Raw genomic sequence first — 18,382 nt, 5'->3', positions numbered from 1 at the left:
ACAGTGACTCAAATCACAAGGCGCTAAAGATACGCGAAAAGGCGCGATTTTAAAACAGTATATGGCAAATTTTCCACTTAAGTCAGGTATTTTGCTTCTAAGGGGGATTTTCGAAACTTATCTGTGAAGGATGGCTGACGATAATCTGCCACTTTCTGTAGGAAAAATACAACTTACCCCGCACCACAACGGCTCTTTTGAGCGAGTTCAGCGCTAAAACCTTGCTAAAATTACCAGATCCGGCCTGAGGTATGCCAACATAGAAGTTATCGTCCAGAATAAGCCACAAATACTGTCCCTTTCTTTCAAAATCTGTCACCACACCTCTGACCAGCCGGTAGTGATTTAAATCCTGCTGACCGATAGCCGAAGTCGCCTTGGGCGCATAGTCTTCAAACTGCCACAAGCCTGCATTCTGAGTGCGCGCTTGCTGCTCCAACTCGGCAAAGCATTCCCAAAATGGATGTTCCTGGTAGACCCTGGCCATCGCAAAACCCTGTTGCAGTAGTTCCTGCTGCAACAATAATCCATTCGGAGTAAAGACATAGGCCAAGGTGCGACCATAGGGATCCAACTTGGTTGGGCCAAACATCAGCGCCAGCTCATCACCCACTTTGAGCTTAGAGGCGACAAAGGCCCTGGCCTCCATGCTGTAGGGTTGAGAGAGCCCCGGATACTGATGATCTATCTCAGGAGCATTAACACCTATCAAGCGTATCAGGCGGCCATCTTTGAGTGTGAGGGTATCGCCATCATTGATATAAGCGAGTGTGACCTTTTCGCTGGCTGTATAGGGAATACACAAGTTGTCGGCTATGCTGGCCTGCGCCGATCCCAAAGACAGCAAACTGCCCAGCAGCAACAGGCAATTCATCAAGTAACGACCGAGCCAAAAGCGAGTGCCCAAGCCTGAGTTAGTATGGTTCCATTGAGATATCATAGCGCCTCCCTTGGCAGTGTTTCTTCTTGGCCGCCCCGACTCACAGTGCAAAATCCTTTTTAACTTTTAATGCAGCCTGCTAGCCTCGGCTCAAGGTGATATCCGAAACATAACCATGAACGCAGTTTTGTAAGGCGTTACTTAGCATGCCTGCCGCTTCATCGGCAGTCATAAAGCTCGACGTATCCACCAACTTACCGCTGCTGGGCCAAAAACCGGTTGCCATTCCGCCGGGGTAGACGGCTATCAGCTTTATCTTGCTACCCTTGAGCTCCAAGCGCAGGGACTCCAGCATGCCTCTGACGGCCCATTTTACCGCGCAGTAACTGCTCTCTCCTGCCTTGGGTTGCAGCGCCGCGGTAGACATGACAATCACCAGTGTCATGCTCTCTTGCCGCCAACGAGCCAGCATGGCTCTGAGCAACAGCAGAGTGGACAGCAGATTATTGTCGATAAGAGCCTTGATATCAGTCGGAGACTGAGTTTCCAGGTTACCAAAGCAGCCGCTGCCGGCGCAGTGCAGCAGCATTTCAGGGGCCTCGCCTAAGCTATCGAGCAGAGCCTCAATCGCGCTTGGATTGGTTAAATCTGTTGTTTGGTAACTGACACCGGGCAACTCTGCCGCCAACTGTTGCAACCTCTGTTCACTGCGGCCGGTTAACAGCAAGGACTCACCTTCAGCATGATAGCGTCTCGCCAGCGCAGCCCCCAAGCCACTGCTGGCCCCTGTGATCAATTTCATTTGTTTTGTTCTCCAACTTCAGATGGGGATTGCGGCAGAGGCCGATAGGTTTGGCTTTGCCAGTCAAATTGATAGGTCTTGCCTTGCCATTGATACAAGGTGCGATTAGCTTCTTGTATCACCCTGGCATTGGCCGGTAGGCTGGCGCGACTCTCTGTATCTGCCAAGGTTTCGAAGTGAGTCGTTACTCGCTGCGGTGGCGCAACCACCACTGGCTCCGGCTTGGGTTGCCTGCGATATACATAGGGACGCTGCCAGCGATCTCTGTACCAAGGATCATCCCACTGCCAGCGATTCCATGGGTCATAACGCCAGGGCGATAGCCAGGGATTGTTAACGCCCCAATACAGGCCCCAGTGACTCCGTGAGCCATGGTTATGGTAGCGGTTATAATCTTCTCTATGAATATCACTCTGATAGTGGCGCTCAGTATGGGAGTTATCCCAGGCAGCAGCCACCTGTGGCAAACTCATCAGTATCAGACTCAGGAAAATAGCTCGTTTCATATAACCTCCAGGCTTCAAGGCCCGCAGCTTTCATGCTACTACGGCTTACTCCCGGATTCATCACAGAATCGCAGGCGAAATAAAGATGACTCAGCGTACATTCAGCCAAGGGTTACCTGGTCATCTCTGGCCGCGGCAGCAATCTCTGGCAGGATCCGACTTCGACAGGCCCCGGCATGCTTGCTGCCAGAGGCCTTGAACGCCGATTAATCTGCAAGCCAGAGTGCCACGAGGAGTTATTTGCACTTTCCTTAGCAGTTAACCGTTGCGCGGATTAATGCTATAGTGCGCGCCATTAATGCATTCGGCAGCGAGGCTATTTCCACATGAGTTTTAAGGATTTACGCAGTTTTATCGATCACCTTGAGAGTCAGGGTGAGCTCAAGCGTATCAGCTATCCGGTTGATCCTTATCTTGAAATGACCGAAATAGCCGATCGGGTACTGCGCGCCGGTGGCCCGGCTCTGTTGTTTGAAAACCCCAAGGGCAAACAGATGCCCGTGCTGGTGAACCTCTTCGGTACTCCGAAGCGGGTCGCCATGGCCCTGGGCAAGGATGATCCCATGGCGCTGCGGGACGTGGGCGAACTGCTGGCGTTTCTCAAGGAGCCCGAGCCCCCCAGGGGCTTCAAGGATGCCATAGCCAAGATCCCCATGTTCAAACAAGCGCTGAACATGCCACCCAAGACAGTGCGTAACGCCCCTTGCCAAGAGGTGGTGTTGCAAGGCGATCAGGTTGACCTGACCGCCCTGCCCATTCAGCACTGCTGGCCCGGCGATGTTGCACCGCTGGTGACCTGGGGTTTGACCATAACCAAAGGGCCGAGACAGAAACGCCAGAATCTGGGGATCTACCGCCAGCAACTGCTGGGCAAGAACAAGCTGATCATGCGCTGGTTGTCACACAGAGGCGGCGCGTTGGACTTTGCCGACTTTAAACAGCAACATCCAGGTGAAAAATATCCTGTGGTAGTGGCTCTGGGCAGCGATCCTGTCACCATTCTCGGCGCCGTCACGCCAGTGCCCGATGCCATGAGCGAATATGCTTTTGCCGGGCTGCTGCGCGGTGAGCGTACCGAAGTGGTCAAGGCCTTGAGTTGCGATCTGGAAGTACCGGCCACCAGCGAAATCATTCTCGAAGGTTATATCGATCCCGAGGAGATGGCGGTGGAAGGCCCCTACGGTGATCACACAGGTTATTACAATGAAACTGACAGTTTCCCTGTGTTTACCGTGACTCATGTCAGTCACAGAAAAGACGCCATCTACCACAGCACCTACACAGGAAGGCCACCGGATGAACCGGCCATGCTCGGGGTTGCCCTCAATGAGGTCTTCGTTCCTATCCTGCGCAAGCAGTATCCGGAAATCGTCGACTTTTACCTGCCACCGGAGGGTTGTTCCTACCGGATGGCGGTGATCTCCATCCGCAAACAATATCCCGGCCATGCCAAGCGGGTGATGATGGGAGCCTGGTCTTTCCTGCGTCAGTTTATGTATACCAAGTTTATTGTCATAGTCGATGAAGACGTGAATTGCCGCGATTGGCAGGACGTTATCTGGGCCATAACCACTCGGATGGATCCCAGCCGCGACACAGTGATGATAGACAACACCCCCATTGACTATCTGGATTTCGCTTCGCCCGTGGCGGGACTGGGATCCAAGATGGGCCTGGATGCCACCAATAAGTGGGAAGGTGAGACCAACCGCGAATGGGGTACCCCAATAGTGATGGACCAAGAGGTTAAACAGCGGGTGGACGAGATTTGGGAACAGTTGGGCATAGAAGACCAAGCGACCCTATAATTCGCAATAACTGCGTTAGCCATTATGAAAATAAGCCTTCAACAGAGAGGTAAAAAGGAAGTTCAATGAATAGCATCCGCTGTAAGATAGAGAAAGTTGCCCCATTTAATGACGCTGTGTACCAGGTATTGCTGCGCCCCGAAAAACCGCTGGAATTCAAGGCTGGTCAGTACCTGTGCGTGGTAATGGGTGAGAAAGACAAGCGTCCCTTCTCCATAGCTTCGGCCCCCGGCAGCGAACTCATAGAACTTCACATAGGCGCAGCCGTCAGCGAGAGCTATCCCATGCAGGTGGTCGAGCGACTGAGAAACAACAGTCATATCGATATCGAAGCCCCGGGCGGTGAAGCTTTCCTCAGACACCAGAGTGTCAGACCCAGACTACTGGTTGCAGGTGGTACTGGCTTCTCCTATATCAAGAGCCTGGTAGAGCAGCAAATCGCCCTGGGGCAAAAAGTTGAAACCCTGCTCTATTGGGGCTGCCGCAACCCTGAAGCCATGTACTACGAAGCCATCGCCAGAGAGTGGCATCAAGCGCACCCCTGGCTGCATTTCGTGCCTGTAGTCGAACAGGCCGAGGCCGACTGGGCTGGGAAAAAAGCTAATCTACTGGCGCAGATACGTTCAGACTTTGTCAGCCTGGTAGGCTATGACATCTATATCGCCGGTCGTTTCGACATGGTCGGGGCTGCGCGTGAACAATTCCGCGAGATGGGACTGGATGAAGCCCACCTCTACGGCGATGCCTTCGCCTTTATCAAATAACCGCCTTCATCTTTATCCAATAGTGGTCGCTGCATGCGGCCGCTATTTTTGCCACCATTAATGTGTGTCAGCTCTCATCCACCGGGGTGCACAGTCCAAGCGCTCTGACATAGAATAAACAGATACACAGCAACCCCGGACACAATGGAGTTCCCATGAGTCATCCTCAAGTCACATCACTGAAACTGAAACGTAAATCCAAACTGCTCGAGATAGGCTTCGATGATGGCAGTCAGTATCAGCTGAGCTGCGAATTTCTGCGGGTTCACTCTCCGTCGGCCGAAGTACACGGCCATGGCAACCCCAAGCTGGTGACTCACAAGAAAGAGGTCAATATCAGCGCCATCGAGCCGGTTGGCAATTATGCAGTGAAGCTGATTTTTGACGACGGCCATGATACCGGCCTCTATTCCTGGCAGATGCTGCACCAGCTCTGCACCCAACAAACTGAACTCTGGGAACAGTATCTGGCTAGGCTGCGCGCCGAAAAGGGCAGCCGCGAAGCCCTGATCAGCATGAATATCAAATATAACTGAGGAAGGTACAAACAGGTTCCACGAGCGCCTATTCTAACCTTTGCTAGCGGATCAGCGAGCCCAAAGGCAGCCCGCTGAGTGCCCTGGCATCCTGCTTGGAAAACCAGGTATCGGGCAACGTCACCTGCTGCCACAACTCCCGGCACAGTGATTGGCTATCCTGCCAGTTGCCGGCCAACAGCCAAGGCACCAGCAGATCGCCCACATCCGGGTAGTTAATCGGCTCAGGGCTACCCCGTTTGAGCCAACGTTTCACCGTTTGCGGCTCCAGCGTCATCATACTGTCGGCCGCTGCCAGCAACTCGAGGGCGGCCACATTAGACAGCTGTTCAAACTGCCCAAGCAAGGGCTTAACCAGAAGTTTTTTGCCCAGAGTCAGGGCTTCACTGGCCAGTTCAAATCCGGCATTGGCTATCACCCCACCGCAGCTGGCGAGATCGGCCTTGAAGCCTTCACGATCAAAACCATGCCACAGAATATGCTCAGGTAAAGCAACTGGCGCAGCCTGGCTGTGATACACCATAAAACGGTAGTCATGGAAAGGGAGCAACAACTCGGTGATAGCTTGTGAGCTCTCAAACGGCAGATATACCAAAATATCGTGCGAATGTTCCACGGCGCCACGACTGACATCGACAAAGGGCGGCAATATCGGGTAACCAAAATGATGCCAGTGACACCCCAATGCCTGATCCACCGGGGCAAAGTTCTCCAGCAACCAGTTATTGAACCAAGAGTTCCCCACCTTGGGCACCGGATATCTGAGGGAAGCTTGATGGCTGATGCTTATACTGGGCACTCCCTGGCGCCTGGCAGCCCAGGCCGAAACCGGCTCGAAGTCATTGAGCAAGAGATCATAGCCACTGAGATCCAACTCACGAATGTCCCGCCAAAGCTCAATGGCAGAATTGTGCAGCACTGTCTTGGGGATGCTGACCTGCCCCTTTTGAGTAATAAAAGTCAACCCGGCACAAACCTGGTAATCGCCGAAGGCCTGCATATCAAAAAACTGCTGCGGCTGGCGACCGCTGAATAAATAGTCAACTTGAATATCGTGCTTTGCCAAGGCCTTGGCTACAACTCTAGCGCGACTCAAATGGCCATTCCCTGTGCCCTGAACACCGTAAAGTATTCGCATTGATTATCCTTATATCCAAACTGCAGCTATGAGAGTGGCACTGCTGCCCAAAAGAGCCCCCGCCAGGATGTCGAGAGGGTAGTGAACACCGAGAAACACTCTGGAAACTCCAACCAGGCCCGCCCAGATGAATACCGGCAGTGCCATTTGAGGATAAATTTGCCATACCGCACTGGCGAACACGAAAGCCCCCGCCGTATGGCCGGACGGCAGACTGAATTTATCAGAGGGCTCAAAGCTGGCCCTGAAGCCCACCAGAACCTGATGGCATGGACGTTTACGACGAATGGCATTTTTCAGCAGCAGATACAAAGGCAGTTCCACAGCGTACGCCAACAGCAACAAGGCGAAGAAACGTGACCCATCCTGCTCCAGCAACATGAGCAGCGCCAGACACAGGTAAAGCGGGCCATTACCTGATGCAGAAAACTTGAGAGCACAGGTTTCCAGATCATGTTTGCGGCCAAATTGTGTCAGCGCACGAAATGTTCGAAGATCGAGTTCAGCAAGGTAGGCAAACATGGCTGAGGCTCCTTCTGTGGACAGTAGGGAGCCAGGTCAAGGACTCCAATCTGTGTAGCAGTAAAGAGCTTAGTCAAGGGGTGTGACGGGCAGGTGACACCTGCCCTAAGCTTTTATGACATCAGGCAGTGATTGCCGCCCGGCCACGATAAATTTTGATCAAATGATAGACGTTAATACAAGCCACAAAAGCGTTCATACCTGCTACCGGCCAGGCAGAAATCGCCGCACCGTAAATCACGAACAGGGTACAACCGCTAAAGTTGATCCAACGCAGCCAGATAATGTCCTTCATCATCAGAGAAATGGCCACCATAATGGAGGCAAAATAGCCAATGATTTCAATTGTGTTAAGAGCTTCCATAAGGCACCTCGTTCAGGCTCTCTGCCGTCCATAAGCCTGACGGGGGATCCGTGCCCCTAAAGCAGGTTAAAGTTAAGTAAGTTTGAATGGTGCTTATATTAACAAAAGCCACAGCATAGTTGTAATAAAAATACGTTATTTAATGACTCACATCAAAAAACGGCGCAGATTTATACACTAGCTGCGAAATATTACCACACAAATGTTAACAAAAAGAAAATCCAGCAATACCGTGATTGATAACACTTTTCTTTTCAAGAATCCCTTATATACTGGCACTTAGTGCGTTATCCCGCGGTCTTGTCAGACCTTGCGGTTCAACAGGAGTGTAAATATGGAATACAACACCTCAGAACTTTGTGACATGTACCTGGATGTTGTCGATGTCGTCGAGCCTATGTTCAGCAACTACGGCGGTTGCAGTTCATTTGGCGGCTCCATTAGCACCATCAAGTGTTTCGAAGACAACGGCCTCATTCTCGATGTATTGCAGGACGATGGCGAAGGAAAGGTTCTGCTGGTAGACGGCGGGGGTTCTCTGCGCCGGGCTCTGATCGATGCCTCGATTGCCGAGGTTGCGGTCAATAACAACTGGGAAGGCATTATCGTTTACGGTAGCGTGCGTGATGTCGATGCCCTCGAAGAACTGGATATAGGTATCCAGGCTCTGGCCTCCATTCCTGTTGGTGCCGACGGCAACGCCATTGGTGAAGTGGACATTCCGGTGAACTTCGGTGGTGTTACCTTCCTGCCGGGCGATCATATCTATGCCGATAACACAGGGGTAATTCTGTCTCCTGAACCCTTGGATATCGACTGATATTCACTGTTGAACCAAAGCCGGCTTCTGCCGGCTTTTTTGTTGCCTTTTGCTCAACGTAGGCCAAAATAGAGGCTGTTATTGCCCCGTCAGAGAAAGGGAAACTCTATGGAACTGCCGCTCTCCCCCATCACGCAAACCAAGTTAGCTCAATCTTTCAGCCCCAGAGAAGGTGAAACCCGTCTGGGTCAGAAAGTGCGCCTGCTGCCAAGCGCGGCAAGCTATATGGATGCGCTGACTCAGGCCAAAGCCGCAGGCGCCCGTTTTGCCATCATAGGTATCAAGGAAGATCTTGGGCCCAGAGCTAATCTGGGACAAGGCGGCGCCAACCAGGCCTTTGACGCCATGTTGCCGGCGCTGCTTAACCTGCAGTCCAACCGCTTTTTAAGTGGTGAAGAATGCCTGCTGCTGGGGGAGATCATCCCGGTTGCCAATGCTGCCAATGATTGTCAGCAACTCAGACAAGAGGTGGAGTCGCTGGATCAGCAGGTTATAGAGGCCCTAACCCCGGTTTTTGCCGCCGGACTTGAGCCTATCGTCATCGGCGGTGGCCACAACAACGCTTTTGGCTTACTCAGCGCCGCCCGGGCGGCATTATCCAAGCCGCTGGCAGCGGTCAACCTGGATCCTCATTCAGACTTCAGGTTGCGGGAAGGCCGCCACAGTGGCAATGGTTTCAGTTATGCGGCGGCCAACGGCGCCCTGGGGCATTATCATGTGCTCGGGCTGCATGAACTGAAAAACAGTGAAGCCAATCTGGAACAACTTACGGCATTTGGTGGCAGCTGGCACAGCCTGCAGCAGATTTGGGTACGTCGCGAGCTGAGCTTGGAGAAGGCTCTGAGCGATATTGCCCGCCAGCTGCGTCATACGGGGCTGCCGGTAGCCATAGAGCTGGATCTGGATGCCGTAACCCAGATGCCCTCCAGTGCCTCAACCGTTGCCGGTATTCCTTTGTTGGATGCGGCGCATTATGTCAGCCATATGGCGCGCCACACCCAAAGTGTTTATCTGCATCTGGCAGAAGGCGCCCCGGCATGCCACGATGCAGGCCTGGCCGCAGGCTATAAGGCCGTGGGTCAGTGCCTTGCCGAACTAATTTACGCCTACCTACAGGCCAAACAGGTCTGAATGCAACTCCACTCTTTTTGCTTTAACGACGCCAAGCTTGCCTATGCCCGAATGGGCAGGAAGACACAGCGAAGTTCAGCCGCCATCGGCAATGCTATGGCGGCTGGGGCTATTCACCCCCGGCAGATATTGTGGTCTAATGCGCAGTCTGGCCACGGGGCCAACAGCGTTTTTTACTGCGGCGATCACAGCTTGGCCGCGCAAAGATTCAGCAAGCCGCACCAATAGCTTACACTCGCTGCAATACAAGTTAGTCATAGGAATACACTGATGTCTGAAGGCTCACCAAAGAGTACACATTTCGGGTATAAAACTGTCGAAGCTGAAAAGAAGGCCGACCTGGTAGCCGGAGTCTTCCATTCCGTTGCCGCTAAATACGACATCATGAACGATGTCGCTTCCTTTGGTATCCATAGATTCTGGAAACGCTTCACCATAGAGTGCGCCGGTGCCCGTCCGGGAATGAAGGTATTGGATCTGGCCGGTGGCACAGGTGATTTGACCGCCAAATTCTCGCACCTGGTGGGTGACAAGGGCCAGGTTATTCTGGCGGATATCAATGATTCCATGCTCAAAGTTGGCCGCAGCAAACTACGCGACAAGGGCATTGTGGGCAACGTCAATTACGTACAGGCCAACGCCGAAGCGCTGCCCTTTCCGGACAATCACTTCGATATCATCACCATCGCCTTTGGCCTGCGTAATGTGACCGACAAAGACGCGGCGCTGCGCTCAATGCAACGAGTGCTCAAGCCGGGTGGTAAATTGTTGGTATTGGAGTTCTCCAAGCCACAGCATGAGATCATGCGCAAGGCCTATGATCTGTATTCATTCAAGATCCTGCCCAAGATGGGTCAGTTGGTTGCCAAAGATGCCGACAGCTACGAATATCTGGCCGAGTCCATCCGTATGCACCCGGATCAGGAAACTCTGAAGCAGATGATGCTGGACGCCGGCCTGGAGCAGGTGGATTACATCAATATGACCGACGGCGTAGTGGCTCTGCATCGAGGCTATAAGTTCTGAGATGAATGAGCTGAGCCTGACATCCCAGTGGCGGCTGTTGTGCTGCGCCGCTCTGGAGATGGCACTAGAGAAAGTCACCGGCCAAGCCGAAGACGAATATGCCCGGCTGAAATCGCTGCACGGTAAAGTCCTGTGTCTGCAGCTCAGTCAACTGAATTGGCCGCTTTATCTGGTGTTTGCCAAGAAAATTCAGGTGCTTTCCAGCTATGAGGGCGAGGTGGCGGTAACCGTCAAGGCCGATGCCACCACTCTCTATCGCCTGGGCGAAGGCGAGAGTCTCACCGAGCTTATCAAGCAAGATAAGCTGGTCATCGAAGGGGAACTCGCTCTGCTGCAAACATTCAGCCATTTCCTGCAACAGGTCAGATTCGACTTTGCCGAGCCTTTGTCCCGTTATCTGGGCGATGCCCCGACGCATATATTATTGAGCGGTCTGGAACGAGCCAGGGCAGATTTAAGCCGGGTGTTTAACAAGACCCAGTCCCATCTGGCGCAATTAACCACCGAAGAGTACAAATTAGCCCCTCATCGGCTTGAATTTATTCACCATTGCGACAAAATTGACGAGCTTGCGGCCGCCACGGACGCCTTAGAACAACGACTCGCCAATTTGAAGGACAAGAAAAGCCCATGAGTTTCGCCAGTATCAAGAGAGGATATCAGGTTATCAGCATTGCCCTGCATTATGGTTTGGACGAGCTGTTGCCGAAAAAGTTGACCCCTTGGTACTTTAAACTCTGGCGTCGCAGTCTGTTTTGGCTGCGCAACAAACATAAATCCAAGGCCGGTGGTGAACGTCTGAAACTGGCTATGCAAGAGTTGGGGCCGGTTTATATCAAGTTCGGCCAGATGCTCTCCACCCGTCGCGATCTGCTCAGTGATGAATGGGCCCATGAATTGGCCATGTTGCAGGACAGAGTCCCGCCATTTGACTCCAAGCTGGCACGAGAAGCTATTGAGGCCGAGCTCAAAGCCCCCATAGAAACCCTGTTTGACGACTTTGACGATACCCCGCTGGCCTCGGCATCTATTTCCCAAGTGCATACGGCAACGCTCAAGTCCAACGGCAAACCTGTGGTCCTCAAGGTATTACGCCCCAATGTAGAGCAAAACATTCTCGCCGACCTACAGCTGATGAGCCAGAGTGCCAAGCTGCTGGAAACCATTCTCGGCCCGGATAACCGCCTGCGCCCGGCCGAAGTGGTGGAAGACTACCGCACTACCATTTTGGGGGAGCTCAACCTTAAACTGGAAGCGCTCAATACAGTCAAGCTGCGCAACAATTTTATCGACTCCAACGCCCTCTATATTCCCTATGTTTATGAAGAACTGAGCTATCAGCGCTTGATGGTGATGGAACGTATCGAGGGGATCCCGGTGTCGGACATCGCCGCGCTCAAGGCCCAGGGCACCAACCTCAAGCTGTTGGCCGAGCGTGGGGTGGAACTCTTCTTTACCCAGGTATTTCGCGATAACTTTTTCCACGCCGACATGCACCCGGGCAACATCTTTATTTCCCGTGAGCACCCGGAAGATCCTTTCTATATAGGTCTGGACTGCGGCATTATGGGAACACTTAACGACACGGATAAACGCTATCTGGCAGAAAACTTTCTCGCCTTTTTCAACCGTGATTACCGCCGTATCGCCCAACTATATGTGGAATCCGGTTGGGTTTCAGCCGATACCGACATTCAGGCCTTTGAGCAAGCGGTTAAAGTGGTGTGTGAACCCATGTTCAACAAGCCGCTGGATGAGATCTCCTTCGGCCATGTGCTGCTGGAACTGTTTCGCACCGCCCGCCGCTTCCATATAGTGGTACAGCCGCAGTTGGTCTTGCTGGAAAAGACCTTGCTCTATATCGAAGGCTTGGGACGTCAGCTTTATCCTCAACTGGATTTGTGGCAAACGGCCAAGCCTTTCCTTGAGCAGTGGATGGCAGAACAGGTCGGCCCCAAGGCAATGTTCAAAAAAGTGCAAACACAATTGCCCTTCTGGTCTGATAAACTTCCAGAGATTCCGGAACTGATATATGACAATCTGAAGCTGGGGCGTAATCTCCTTGGAGCTCAGCAGCAGATGTTGGATAAGTATCTTAAACACCAGCAAAAAGCACACAAGAGTAATTATTTGTTAATCACATCCGCAATTTTGTTGATCTGTGGCACGATTTCACTCAGTCAGGACGCTACACTGTGGCCGTCCTATGTCAGTATTGGGGTCGGAGCAATCCTATGGTTTGTTGGATGGCGATCCAGGCCTAAAATTAAGAAATTTTAATTAGTACATTTTAATTAAAGGTTCATAATTGAACCAAGATTATCTAAGAGGAAACCTTCATGGGTGGTATCAGTATTTGGCAACTTCTCATCATCGCGTTAATTGTAGTGCTGCTGTTCGGCACCAAGAAGCTGCGTTCACTGGGCGGCGACCTCGGCGGAGCAGTTAAAGGATTTAAAAATGCCATGTCCAGTGACGAGGACAAGAAGGCCATCGAGGACACTTCTGCACAGAACACTCAGGCAGACCCCAAAGCACAGGCGACTGATAAGAAGCCTGAGTCCAAGGACAAAGAACAGGCGTAATTCCCTATGTTCGATGGTATCGGCTTTATGGAGCTGCTGCTCATCGGGGTATTGGGGCTGGTCGTTCTCGGCCCCGAACGTCTCCCGGTAGCGGTACGTTCAATTACCGGCTGGATCCGTGCCATGAAACGCATGGCTAATTCGGTCAAAGATGAACTTGAGCAGGAGCTCAAGATCGAGCAGTTACATGCAGACCTGAAGAAGGCCGAGAGCAAGGGCCTCAGCAATCTGTCTCCGGAACTGCAGGAATCTATCGATCAACTGAGAGAGGCGGCCCAATCGGTTAACCGTCCCTATCAGGTTGAAGACAGCAAATCTCCAGCCCAGGAATCCCCCAAGGCAGAAGCCGCTGTCGAGGAGAAAACACCTGCCACCGAGACGGCTCCCAAGCCGACAGGTACTGACACTAAATAATGGGTAACGCATGTCGCAACAGCAGCCATTAATCAGCCACTTGCTTGAACTGCGCACTAAACTGCTCAAAGCCATTGCAAGTGTGCTTATCGTGTTTATTGCCCTGGTTTACTGGGCCAATGATATCTATCACTATATGGCGATCCCATTGATGCAGTCTTTGCCGGATACCGGCAGTATGATTGCAACGGATGTGGCCGCGCCGTTTTTTGCTCCCTTTAAACTAACACTGGTACTGTCTTTTTTTATTGCGGTGCCCTATGTGCTATTTCAGATCTGGTCCTTTGTCGCGCCCGGACTGTATAAACATGAAAAACGTCTGGTAGTTCCGCTCTTATTCAGTAGTACTCTGCTGTTTTATTTGGGGATCGCCTTTGCCTACTATGTAGTATTCCCGGTCGTATTCGGCTTCTTTACCAGTGTGGCTCCGGAAGGGGTTCAGGTAGCAACCGATATCAGCAGTTATCTGAGCTTTATTCTGAAGCTGTTCTTTGCCTTTGGTTTGGCATTCGAGATCCCGGTCGCCGTGATTTTGTTGTGCTGGGCCGGTGTCACGACTCCGGAAGACCTAAGAGCTAAACGCCCCTATATCGTTGTCGGTGCCTTTGTGGTGGGCATGATGCTAACACCGCCTGATGTCATCTCTCAGACTATGCTGGCCGTGCCAATGCTGTTATTGTTTGAAGGTGGACTCTTGGCTGCCCGTTTTTACAGCAAGGCTTCGGATGAATCAGACGAGGATGAAACCGAAGAAAAACAGGCATAATCAGCAGGCAGCAAGGGCAATAACAAGAATAAAAGAAGGATGATATTCATGCGTTTAACCTGGATTGCTGCCTCTACTGCTGCACTGCTTTGTTTTCAGGCTCAGGCCGGTATCGAGCAGGAATTGGCTCAATGTGCCTCCCTAACTGATAAACTCGACCGGCTCATCTGCTACGATGAGCTGGCTGCCAAAGTCTCTCATGTAAAAGCCAGCCAAGTTAGTGCTGCCGAAGCAACCACTGTAGTTGCCGCTGCGCCTGTGGCCAAGAGTGTTCAGGCCGATCCTGCGGCCGACTTCGGTGCCGATAACCTGGAATCCACTATCCAGACCAGCAAGAAAAATGAAGTTGCGAAGATTTTCCTGACCATCAGCGAGGTCGATAAAGACCCCTATGGTGCCCTCAAAATCAGCTTCAGTAACGGTCAGGTTTGGAAACAAACCGACAGCCGCAATTTCCGCCTGAAATCCGGGCAGAAGGTTTATATCGAAAAAGCCGCCTTAGGCTCATTCCTGTTGGGAACTGAAGGGCGCAACAGCACTATCAGGGTCAAGCGTCTGCAGTGAATCAATACCTGGATATCGCTGTCAATCTAATTGGCAGCCACCTGGAACAAGATCTCAATCGAGTTATCAATGAAGCGGCAGGCGAAGGCGTCTCGCCGCTTATCATTATTGGCAGCCATCTGGATGAAAGCCGAAGCTGCATCCAGGTTTGCCGGCAATATCCCCAAAAAGTCTACACCACAGTAGGTGTCCACCCTCATCATGCCAGCGAGTGGCAGACGAAGAGCGCCGCCGAACTGAAACAACTGGCCAGGCAACCGGGCGTGGTTGCCATAGGGGAATGCGGCCTGGACTACAACAGAGACTTTTCGCCGCGCCAGCAGCAACGCCAGGCCTTTGAGTCCCAGTTGGCTCTGGCGGTAGAACTGCAATACCCGGTACTGATGCATCAGCGCGACGCCCATGATGATTTTCTGGCTATTCTGGATGACTATCTGGAAGCCCTTCCGGCAGCGCTACTGCACTGCTTTACCGACGGCCCCAAACAGGCCGAAGACTATATTGCCAGGGATCTGTACCTGGGCGTAACGGGTTGGGTTTGTGACGAACGCCGTGGACAAGATCTGGTCAGCGCTCTGCCATTAATCCCGGACAACAGATTATTACTGGAAACCGACAGTCCCTATCTACTGCCACGCAGCATGCGACCCAAGCCGAAATCGGGCCGCAATGAGCCCAAGTATCTGCCTTACATAGCCCAAGCTGTCGCCGACATCCGAGGTCAGTCGCTGGAGAGTCTTGCGCGCCAGTGCTTTAGCAACAGCTTGCGTTTCTTTAAGCTGGAGAGCATTCATGGCTAATGCCTACTCCATTCTATTGCTCTTCTTGAGTTTACTGTCTCTCACTCTTGCTGCCGAACCCAGAGTCGCGGTTTCTGCAACCGAAGGGCTGGATTTGGATCTGCGCCCCAGCACCCGAGTCACAGAGCAAGGCGCTGATAGTCGCCTCAACCAGGTACAGAATTTACCGGATACCGCCTGGCATCCAGCCAATGACTACAACTTTATCGAGATGGGCGCCGATGGCCTCTGGTTCAACTTCAGCCTTTATGCCAAAGAGCCGGGCCATTTCAACAGAATACTGGCCTTTAATAACCCCAGTACGGACAAGCTGGAGATCTACCACTACATCGATGGTCGTCTCCAGCGTCAGCTAACATTGGGAGATACCCAGGCCTTTGGCCACAGAAGCATATTGAGTACCAGCTTCCTCTATGCCTTTAACATCAAACAGCAGGAACAGCACCAATTCTGGCTCAAATTGACCACCGCTGGCAGCAGCTATCTGCCTATTCACCTTTGGGAGCCATACGCGCTGCTACAAAGCCAGGAAACCCGCAATATGCTCAATGGCATACAGTTAGGCGCCCTGGCCGCTATAGGCTTGTTTGCATTGTTTATCGCCCTAACAACCCGCTCCTTCAGTTACAGCTATTATGCCGGTTATGTATTGACCATGACGCTATTGGTTGCCTGCATCAATGGTACGGCCTTTCGCTATCTTTGGCCCAATGTGCCGCAGCTGCAACAATATGTTATCCCTTCGTTGGTCCCTCTGGTGATTGCCTTTGGGATACTCTTTACCGAGAAGGTATTACAGCTCAAATACCACAGTATCCGTATGTTGAGGGCCTGTCGCTATACGGCGGCCAGCGCCATACTGCTGATTTTCGCCACTATACTGCTTGATTACGCACTCGCCATCTATATTGAGATAGTCTCAGTCATGTCTGTGAGCCTGATGCTACTGTTTTTCAGCATATTGCAGGCGATACGCGGCAATAAACTCGCCAAACTCTACACAGTATCCTGGAGCGGGATGACGCTGGGGATCTTCGTCTCCTGTTTCATGTATCTGGGTATTTTAAAGCTACCCCTGATGCCACAAACGCCGGTGCTATTGGGGCTCACCTTCGAAGTCGTATTTATGGCGGCAGTGTTGGCGATACGCTACAACGATGAACGCAAAGCCAAGCAAAGAATTCAACAGGAAGCTCTGAGACAGGCGGAACGGATCCGCGAAGCCAGAGAAGAAACCCTTAGAATGGAAGCCGAGAGTAACGAGAAGCTGGAACGTATGGTACAAGAACGCACTCTGGAGCTGGAAATAGCGCTCAGAGAGCTGAATGAGGCCAACCAGAAGCTCACCGAAAAGGCCACTATAGATAGCCTTACCGGGGTCAAAAACCGCTCCACCTTCGACAAGCGTCTGCAGGCCGAAGGGCGCATCAGCCGCCGACAACAGACGCCGCTGGCACTGCTGATGCTGGACATAGACAGATTCAAGACCATTAACGACACCCATGGCCATTTGGCCGGCGATCAAACCCTTAAAAGTATTGCCAATACCCTCAAGAATATCCTCAGGCGCCCAAGTGATCTGGTATCACGTTTTGGTGGTGAGGAGTTTGCTATTATATTGCCTAATACTGATACTATCGGGGCCCTGAGTGTGGCAGAACAGATACGTCACGCCATCTCGGCCTTGGATGTCAGCTGGGATAAACAGACAATCCCTCTGACCGCCAGTATCGGCGTCAGTGTCGCCATTATAGAGTCGGATATGCACATCACCCAGTTGCTGGAGCAAGCCGACAAGGCACTGTATTGCGCCAAGAATTCAGGCAGGGATCGGGTCTACGCCTTTGATCCCGAGCAAGATACCCTTTCAGATCCAGCCAGGAGCCCAAAGTGAACATAATTACCAGTGCCTACCCACAGCGTCGTATGCGCCGTATGCGCAAGCATGAGTTCAGCCGCCGCCTGATGGCTGAGAACCTGTTGACAGTCAATGATCTCATCTACCCCATGTTTGTGCTCGAAGGTAACAAGCGTACCGAATCTGTAGCCTCCATGCCGGGCGTTGAGCGTTACAGCATAGATCTGCTGCTCAAAGAAGCCGAAGAGCTGGTAGAGCTGGGTATCCCTTTGATTGCCCTCTTCCCGGTAACACCGGCGGAGAAAAAGTCTCTGATGGCCGAAGAAGCCTACAATCCTGACGGTTTGGTGCAACGAGCCGTTCGAGAGCTCAAGGCCGAGTTCCCTCAATTGGGCGTGATGACAGATGTCGCACTGGATCCCTACACCACTCATGGACAAGACGGCATCATAGATGAGACCGGTTACATCATTAATGACATCACCACAGAAATTCTGGTGAAACAGGCACTGTCCCACGCCGCAGCCGGTGCAGATATGGTAGCCCCTTCAGATATGATGGATGGCCGCATAGGTGCCATACGTCAGGCACTCGAAGCCGCAGGCCACGTCAACACTCAGATTATGGCTTACAGCGCCAAGTATTCCTCCAACTACTATGGCCCCTTCCGCGATGCGGTCGGCTCTGCCGGCAACCTCAAAGGCGGTAACAAGCACAGCTATCAAATGGATCCGGCCAACTCGGACGAAGCATTGCATGAAGTCGCCCTGGATATTCAGGAAGGCGCCGATATGGTGATGGTGAAGCCAGGCATGCCTTATCTGGATATAGTGCGCAGAGTCAAAACCGAACTGGGTGTACCGACTTTTGCCTATCAGGTCAGCGGTGAATACGCCATGCATATGGCAGCAATTCAAAACGGCTGGCTGGCAGAAAAAGCCATAGTGATGGAATCTTTGCTGTGCTTCAAACGCGCCGGCGCCGATGGCATTCTCACTTACTTTGCCAAGCAGGCCGCCCAATGGCTGAAAGACGCCAAGTAAATTGAACTCCAAAGCCGCCTTCAAGGCGGCTTTTTGTATTTGTCTCATTCCCGGC

General features: G+C 52.2%; 22 protein-coding genes. 15 read left to right on the top strand and 7 right to left on the bottom strand.

All coding sequences use genetic code 11. The annotated features are described in order from the left end of the window. Window positions 1-97: 97 nt before the first annotated feature. The 3 genes from ACMHXH_RS12575 to ACMHXH_RS12565 all read right to left on the bottom strand — a co-directional run bounded on the left by ACMHXH_RS12575 (window position 98) and on the right by ACMHXH_RS12565 (window position 2,188). Window positions 98-940: a thermonuclease family protein gene (locus tag ACMHXH_RS12575; RefSeq protein WP_335912304.1), complete on the bottom strand. Its 843-nt coding sequence runs from the start codon at window positions 938-940 to the stop codon at window positions 98-100. A gap of 79 nt (window positions 941-1,019) precedes the next feature. After that, entirely contained in the window at window positions 1,020-1,682 is a 663-nt protein-coding gene (locus ACMHXH_RS12570; protein ID WP_039034070.1) for an SDR family NAD(P)-dependent oxidoreductase, read from the bottom strand. Then, complete coding sequence (locus ACMHXH_RS12565) at window positions 1,679-2,188, bottom strand: hypothetical protein (protein ID WP_052248054.1); 510 nt, start codon at window positions 2,186-2,188, stop codon at window positions 1,679-1,681. Before ACMHXH_RS12565 ends, ACMHXH_RS12570 begins: the two co-directional genes overlap by 4 nt. 326 nt (window positions 2,189-2,514) lie before the next feature. On the opposite strand from ACMHXH_RS12565, the gene ubiD reads away from it, so the two are divergent. From ubiD to ACMHXH_RS12550, 3 genes are all read left to right on the top strand, one after another. Further along, window positions 2,515-3,996: a 4-hydroxy-3-polyprenylbenzoate decarboxylase gene (gene ubiD, locus ACMHXH_RS12560; protein ID WP_071475666.1), complete on the top strand. Its 1,482-nt coding sequence runs from the start codon at window positions 2,515-2,517 to the stop codon at window positions 3,994-3,996. A 65-nt stretch (window positions 3,997-4,061) separates the two neighbouring features. Beyond that, window positions 4,062-4,760 (top strand): NAD(P)H-flavin reductase, encoded by a 699-nt coding sequence (fre, locus tag ACMHXH_RS12555; protein WP_319619195.1) that lies wholly within the window; start codon window positions 4,062-4,064, stop codon window positions 4,758-4,760. 155 nt (window positions 4,761-4,915) lie between these two features. Beyond that, window positions 4,916-5,296 (top strand): gamma-butyrobetaine hydroxylase-like domain-containing protein, encoded by a 381-nt coding sequence (locus ACMHXH_RS12550; protein ID WP_039034067.1) that lies wholly within the window; start codon window positions 4,916-4,918, stop codon window positions 5,294-5,296. Between the two features lie 43 nt (window positions 5,297-5,339). On the opposite strand, the gene ACMHXH_RS12545 is transcribed toward ACMHXH_RS12550, so the two are convergent. From ACMHXH_RS12545 to ACMHXH_RS12535, 3 genes are all read right to left on the bottom strand, one after another. Beyond that, window positions 5,340-6,434 carry an MJ1255/VC2487 family glycosyltransferase gene (locus ACMHXH_RS12545; RefSeq protein WP_052248053.1) on the bottom strand — a complete coding sequence of 365 codons (1,095 nt, stop codon included), beginning with the start codon at window positions 6,432-6,434 and terminating at the stop codon, window positions 5,340-5,342. Between the two features lie 9 nt (window positions 6,435-6,443). After that, window positions 6,444-6,956: a phosphatase PAP2 family protein gene (locus ACMHXH_RS12540; RefSeq protein ID WP_039034066.1), complete on the bottom strand. Its 513-nt coding sequence runs from the start codon at window positions 6,954-6,956 to the stop codon at window positions 6,444-6,446. A gap of 121 nt (window positions 6,957-7,077) precedes the next feature. Beyond that, a complete protein-coding gene (locus tag ACMHXH_RS12535; RefSeq protein ID WP_039034065.1) occupies window positions 7,078-7,320 on the bottom strand; it encodes a YgjV family protein in 243 nt (80 codons plus the stop codon). A gap of 334 nt (window positions 7,321-7,654) precedes the next feature. Here ACMHXH_RS12535 and rraA point away from each other — a divergent pair, with 334 nt between their 5' ends. Continuing rightward, on the top strand, window positions 7,655-8,140 hold the full coding sequence (gene rraA / locus ACMHXH_RS12530) for a ribonuclease E activity regulator RraA (protein ID WP_025011574.1): 486 nt from the start codon (window positions 7,655-7,657) through the stop codon (window positions 8,138-8,140). Window positions 8,141-8,248: 108 nt separating this feature from the next. Further along, window positions 8,249-9,271 (top strand): formimidoylglutamase, encoded by a 1,023-nt coding sequence (locus ACMHXH_RS12525; protein ID WP_144361976.1) that lies wholly within the window; start codon window positions 8,249-8,251, stop codon window positions 9,269-9,271. Window positions 9,272-9,346: 75 nt separating this feature from the next. Here the strand turns inward: ACMHXH_RS12525 and ACMHXH_RS12520 are convergent, their stop codons facing one another. Beyond that, entirely contained in the window at window positions 9,347-9,529 is a 183-nt protein-coding gene (locus ACMHXH_RS12520) for a hypothetical protein (protein ID WP_143078343.1), read from the bottom strand. Between the two features lie 12 nt (window positions 9,530-9,541). On the opposite strand from ACMHXH_RS12520, the gene ubiE reads away from it, so the two are divergent. From ubiE to hemB, 10 genes are read left to right on the top strand one after another with little or no spacing between them, the layout of a single operon-like run. Beyond that, window positions 9,542-10,297 (top strand): bifunctional demethylmenaquinone methyltransferase/2-methoxy-6-polyprenyl-1,4-benzoquinol methylase UbiE, encoded by a 756-nt coding sequence (gene ubiE, locus ACMHXH_RS12515; protein ID WP_039034062.1) that lies wholly within the window; start codon window positions 9,542-9,544, stop codon window positions 10,295-10,297. A 1-nt stretch (window position 10,298) separates the two neighbouring features. After that, entirely contained in the window at window positions 10,299-10,931 is a 633-nt protein-coding gene (locus ACMHXH_RS12510; RefSeq protein WP_144361975.1) for an SCP2 domain-containing protein, read from the top strand. After that, entirely contained in the window at window positions 10,928-12,577 is a 1,650-nt protein-coding gene (ubiB, locus tag ACMHXH_RS12505) for a ubiquinone biosynthesis regulatory protein kinase UbiB (protein WP_162206873.1), read from the top strand. Before ACMHXH_RS12510 ends, ubiB begins: the two co-directional genes overlap by 4 nt. Window positions 12,578-12,636: 59 nt before the next feature. Beyond that, window positions 12,637-12,882, top strand: a complete 246-nt coding sequence (gene tatA / locus ACMHXH_RS12500) for a Sec-independent protein translocase subunit TatA (RefSeq protein ID WP_039034059.1) — start codon at window positions 12,637-12,639, stop codon at window positions 12,880-12,882. Window positions 12,883-12,888: 6 nt separating this feature from the next. Beyond that, window positions 12,889-13,296, top strand: a complete 408-nt coding sequence (gene tatB / locus ACMHXH_RS12495; protein WP_071475672.1) for a Sec-independent protein translocase protein TatB — start codon at window positions 12,889-12,891, stop codon at window positions 13,294-13,296. A gap of 10 nt (window positions 13,297-13,306) precedes the next feature. After that, window positions 13,307-14,062 (top strand): twin-arginine translocase subunit TatC, encoded by a 756-nt coding sequence (gene tatC / locus ACMHXH_RS12490; RefSeq protein ID WP_039034057.1) that lies wholly within the window; start codon window positions 13,307-13,309, stop codon window positions 14,060-14,062. 48 nt (window positions 14,063-14,110) lie between these two features. After that, on the top strand, window positions 14,111-14,626 hold the full coding sequence (locus ACMHXH_RS12485; protein WP_039034056.1) for a hypothetical protein: 516 nt from the start codon (window positions 14,111-14,113) through the stop codon (window positions 14,624-14,626). Continuing rightward, on the top strand, window positions 14,623-15,426 hold the full coding sequence (locus tag ACMHXH_RS12480) for a TatD family hydrolase (protein WP_039034055.1): 804 nt from the start codon (window positions 14,623-14,625) through the stop codon (window positions 15,424-15,426). The genes ACMHXH_RS12485 and ACMHXH_RS12480 overlap by 4 nt, the downstream gene beginning before the upstream one ends. Then, window positions 15,419-17,320, top strand: a complete 1,902-nt coding sequence (locus tag ACMHXH_RS12475) for a diguanylate cyclase (protein ID WP_335912305.1) — start codon at window positions 15,419-15,421, stop codon at window positions 17,318-17,320. Before ACMHXH_RS12480 ends, ACMHXH_RS12475 begins: the two co-directional genes overlap by 8 nt. Further along, the gene (hemB, locus tag ACMHXH_RS12470; protein ID WP_039034053.1) at window positions 17,317-18,327 is read left to right on the top strand and encodes a porphobilinogen synthase; all 1,011 of its coding nucleotides are present in this window, start codon (window positions 17,317-17,319) and stop codon (window positions 18,325-18,327) included. The genes ACMHXH_RS12475 and hemB overlap by 4 nt, the downstream gene beginning before the upstream one ends. Window positions 18,328-18,382 lie beyond the last annotated feature (55 nt).

It is taken from the genome of Shewanella sp. BJSY2023SW001, from assembly GCF_047314685.1.
GTDB lineage: Bacteria > Pseudomonadota > Gammaproteobacteria > Enterobacterales > Shewanellaceae > Shewanella > Shewanella indica.
The sequence above is the reverse complement of the archived record's forward strand: the minus strand, read 5'-3'. Positions and strand labels throughout refer to the sequence as shown.

Excerpts from the sequence above, each read along its gene's own strand:
- ACMHXH_RS12575 (WP_335912304.1), bottom strand. The coding sequence starts at position 940 with ATGATATCTCAATGGAACCATACTAACTCAGGCTTGGGCACTCGCTTT.
- ACMHXH_RS12570 (WP_039034070.1), bottom strand. The coding sequence starts at position 1,682 with ATGAAATTGATCACAGGGGCCAGCAGTGGCTTGGGGGCTGCGCTGGCG.
- ACMHXH_RS12565 (WP_052248054.1), bottom strand. The coding sequence starts at position 2,188 with ATGAAACGAGCTATTTTCCTGAGTCTGATACTGATGAGTTTGCCACAG.
- ubiD (WP_071475666.1), top strand. The coding sequence starts at position 2,515 with ATGAGTTTTAAGGATTTACGCAGTTTTATCGATCACCTTGAGAGTCAG.
- fre (WP_319619195.1), top strand. The coding sequence starts at position 4,062 with ATGAATAGCATCCGCTGTAAGATAGAGAAAGTTGCCCCATTTAATGAC.
- ACMHXH_RS12550 (WP_039034067.1), top strand. The coding sequence starts at position 4,916 with ATGAGTCATCCTCAAGTCACATCACTGAAACTGAAACGTAAATCCAAA.
- ACMHXH_RS12545 (WP_052248053.1), bottom strand. The coding sequence starts at position 6,434 with ATGCGAATACTTTACGGTGTTCAGGGCACAGGGAATGGCCATTTGAGT.
- ACMHXH_RS12540 (WP_039034066.1), bottom strand. The coding sequence starts at position 6,956 with ATGTTTGCCTACCTTGCTGAACTCGATCTTCGAACATTTCGTGCGCTG.
- ACMHXH_RS12535 (WP_039034065.1), bottom strand. The coding sequence starts at position 7,320 with ATGGAAGCTCTTAACACAATTGAAATCATTGGCTATTTTGCCTCCATT.
- rraA (WP_025011574.1), top strand. The coding sequence starts at position 7,655 with ATGGAATACAACACCTCAGAACTTTGTGACATGTACCTGGATGTTGTC.
- ACMHXH_RS12525 (WP_144361976.1), top strand. The coding sequence starts at position 8,249 with ATGGAACTGCCGCTCTCCCCCATCACGCAAACCAAGTTAGCTCAATCT.
- ACMHXH_RS12520 (WP_143078343.1), bottom strand. The coding sequence starts at position 9,529 with ATGACTAACTTGTATTGCAGCGAGTGTAAGCTATTGGTGCGGCTTGCT.
- ubiE (WP_039034062.1), top strand. The coding sequence starts at position 9,542 with ATGTCTGAAGGCTCACCAAAGAGTACACATTTCGGGTATAAAACTGTC.
- ACMHXH_RS12510 (WP_144361975.1), top strand. The coding sequence starts at position 10,299 with ATGAATGAGCTGAGCCTGACATCCCAGTGGCGGCTGTTGTGCTGCGCC.
- ubiB (WP_162206873.1), top strand. The coding sequence starts at position 10,928 with ATGAGTTTCGCCAGTATCAAGAGAGGATATCAGGTTATCAGCATTGCC.
- tatA (WP_039034059.1), top strand. The coding sequence starts at position 12,637 with ATGGGTGGTATCAGTATTTGGCAACTTCTCATCATCGCGTTAATTGTA.
- tatB (WP_071475672.1), top strand. The coding sequence starts at position 12,889 with ATGTTCGATGGTATCGGCTTTATGGAGCTGCTGCTCATCGGGGTATTG.
- tatC (WP_039034057.1), top strand. The coding sequence starts at position 13,307 with ATGTCGCAACAGCAGCCATTAATCAGCCACTTGCTTGAACTGCGCACT.
- ACMHXH_RS12485 (WP_039034056.1), top strand. The coding sequence starts at position 14,111 with ATGCGTTTAACCTGGATTGCTGCCTCTACTGCTGCACTGCTTTGTTTT.
- ACMHXH_RS12475 (WP_335912305.1), top strand. The coding sequence starts at position 15,419 with ATGGCTAATGCCTACTCCATTCTATTGCTCTTCTTGAGTTTACTGTCT.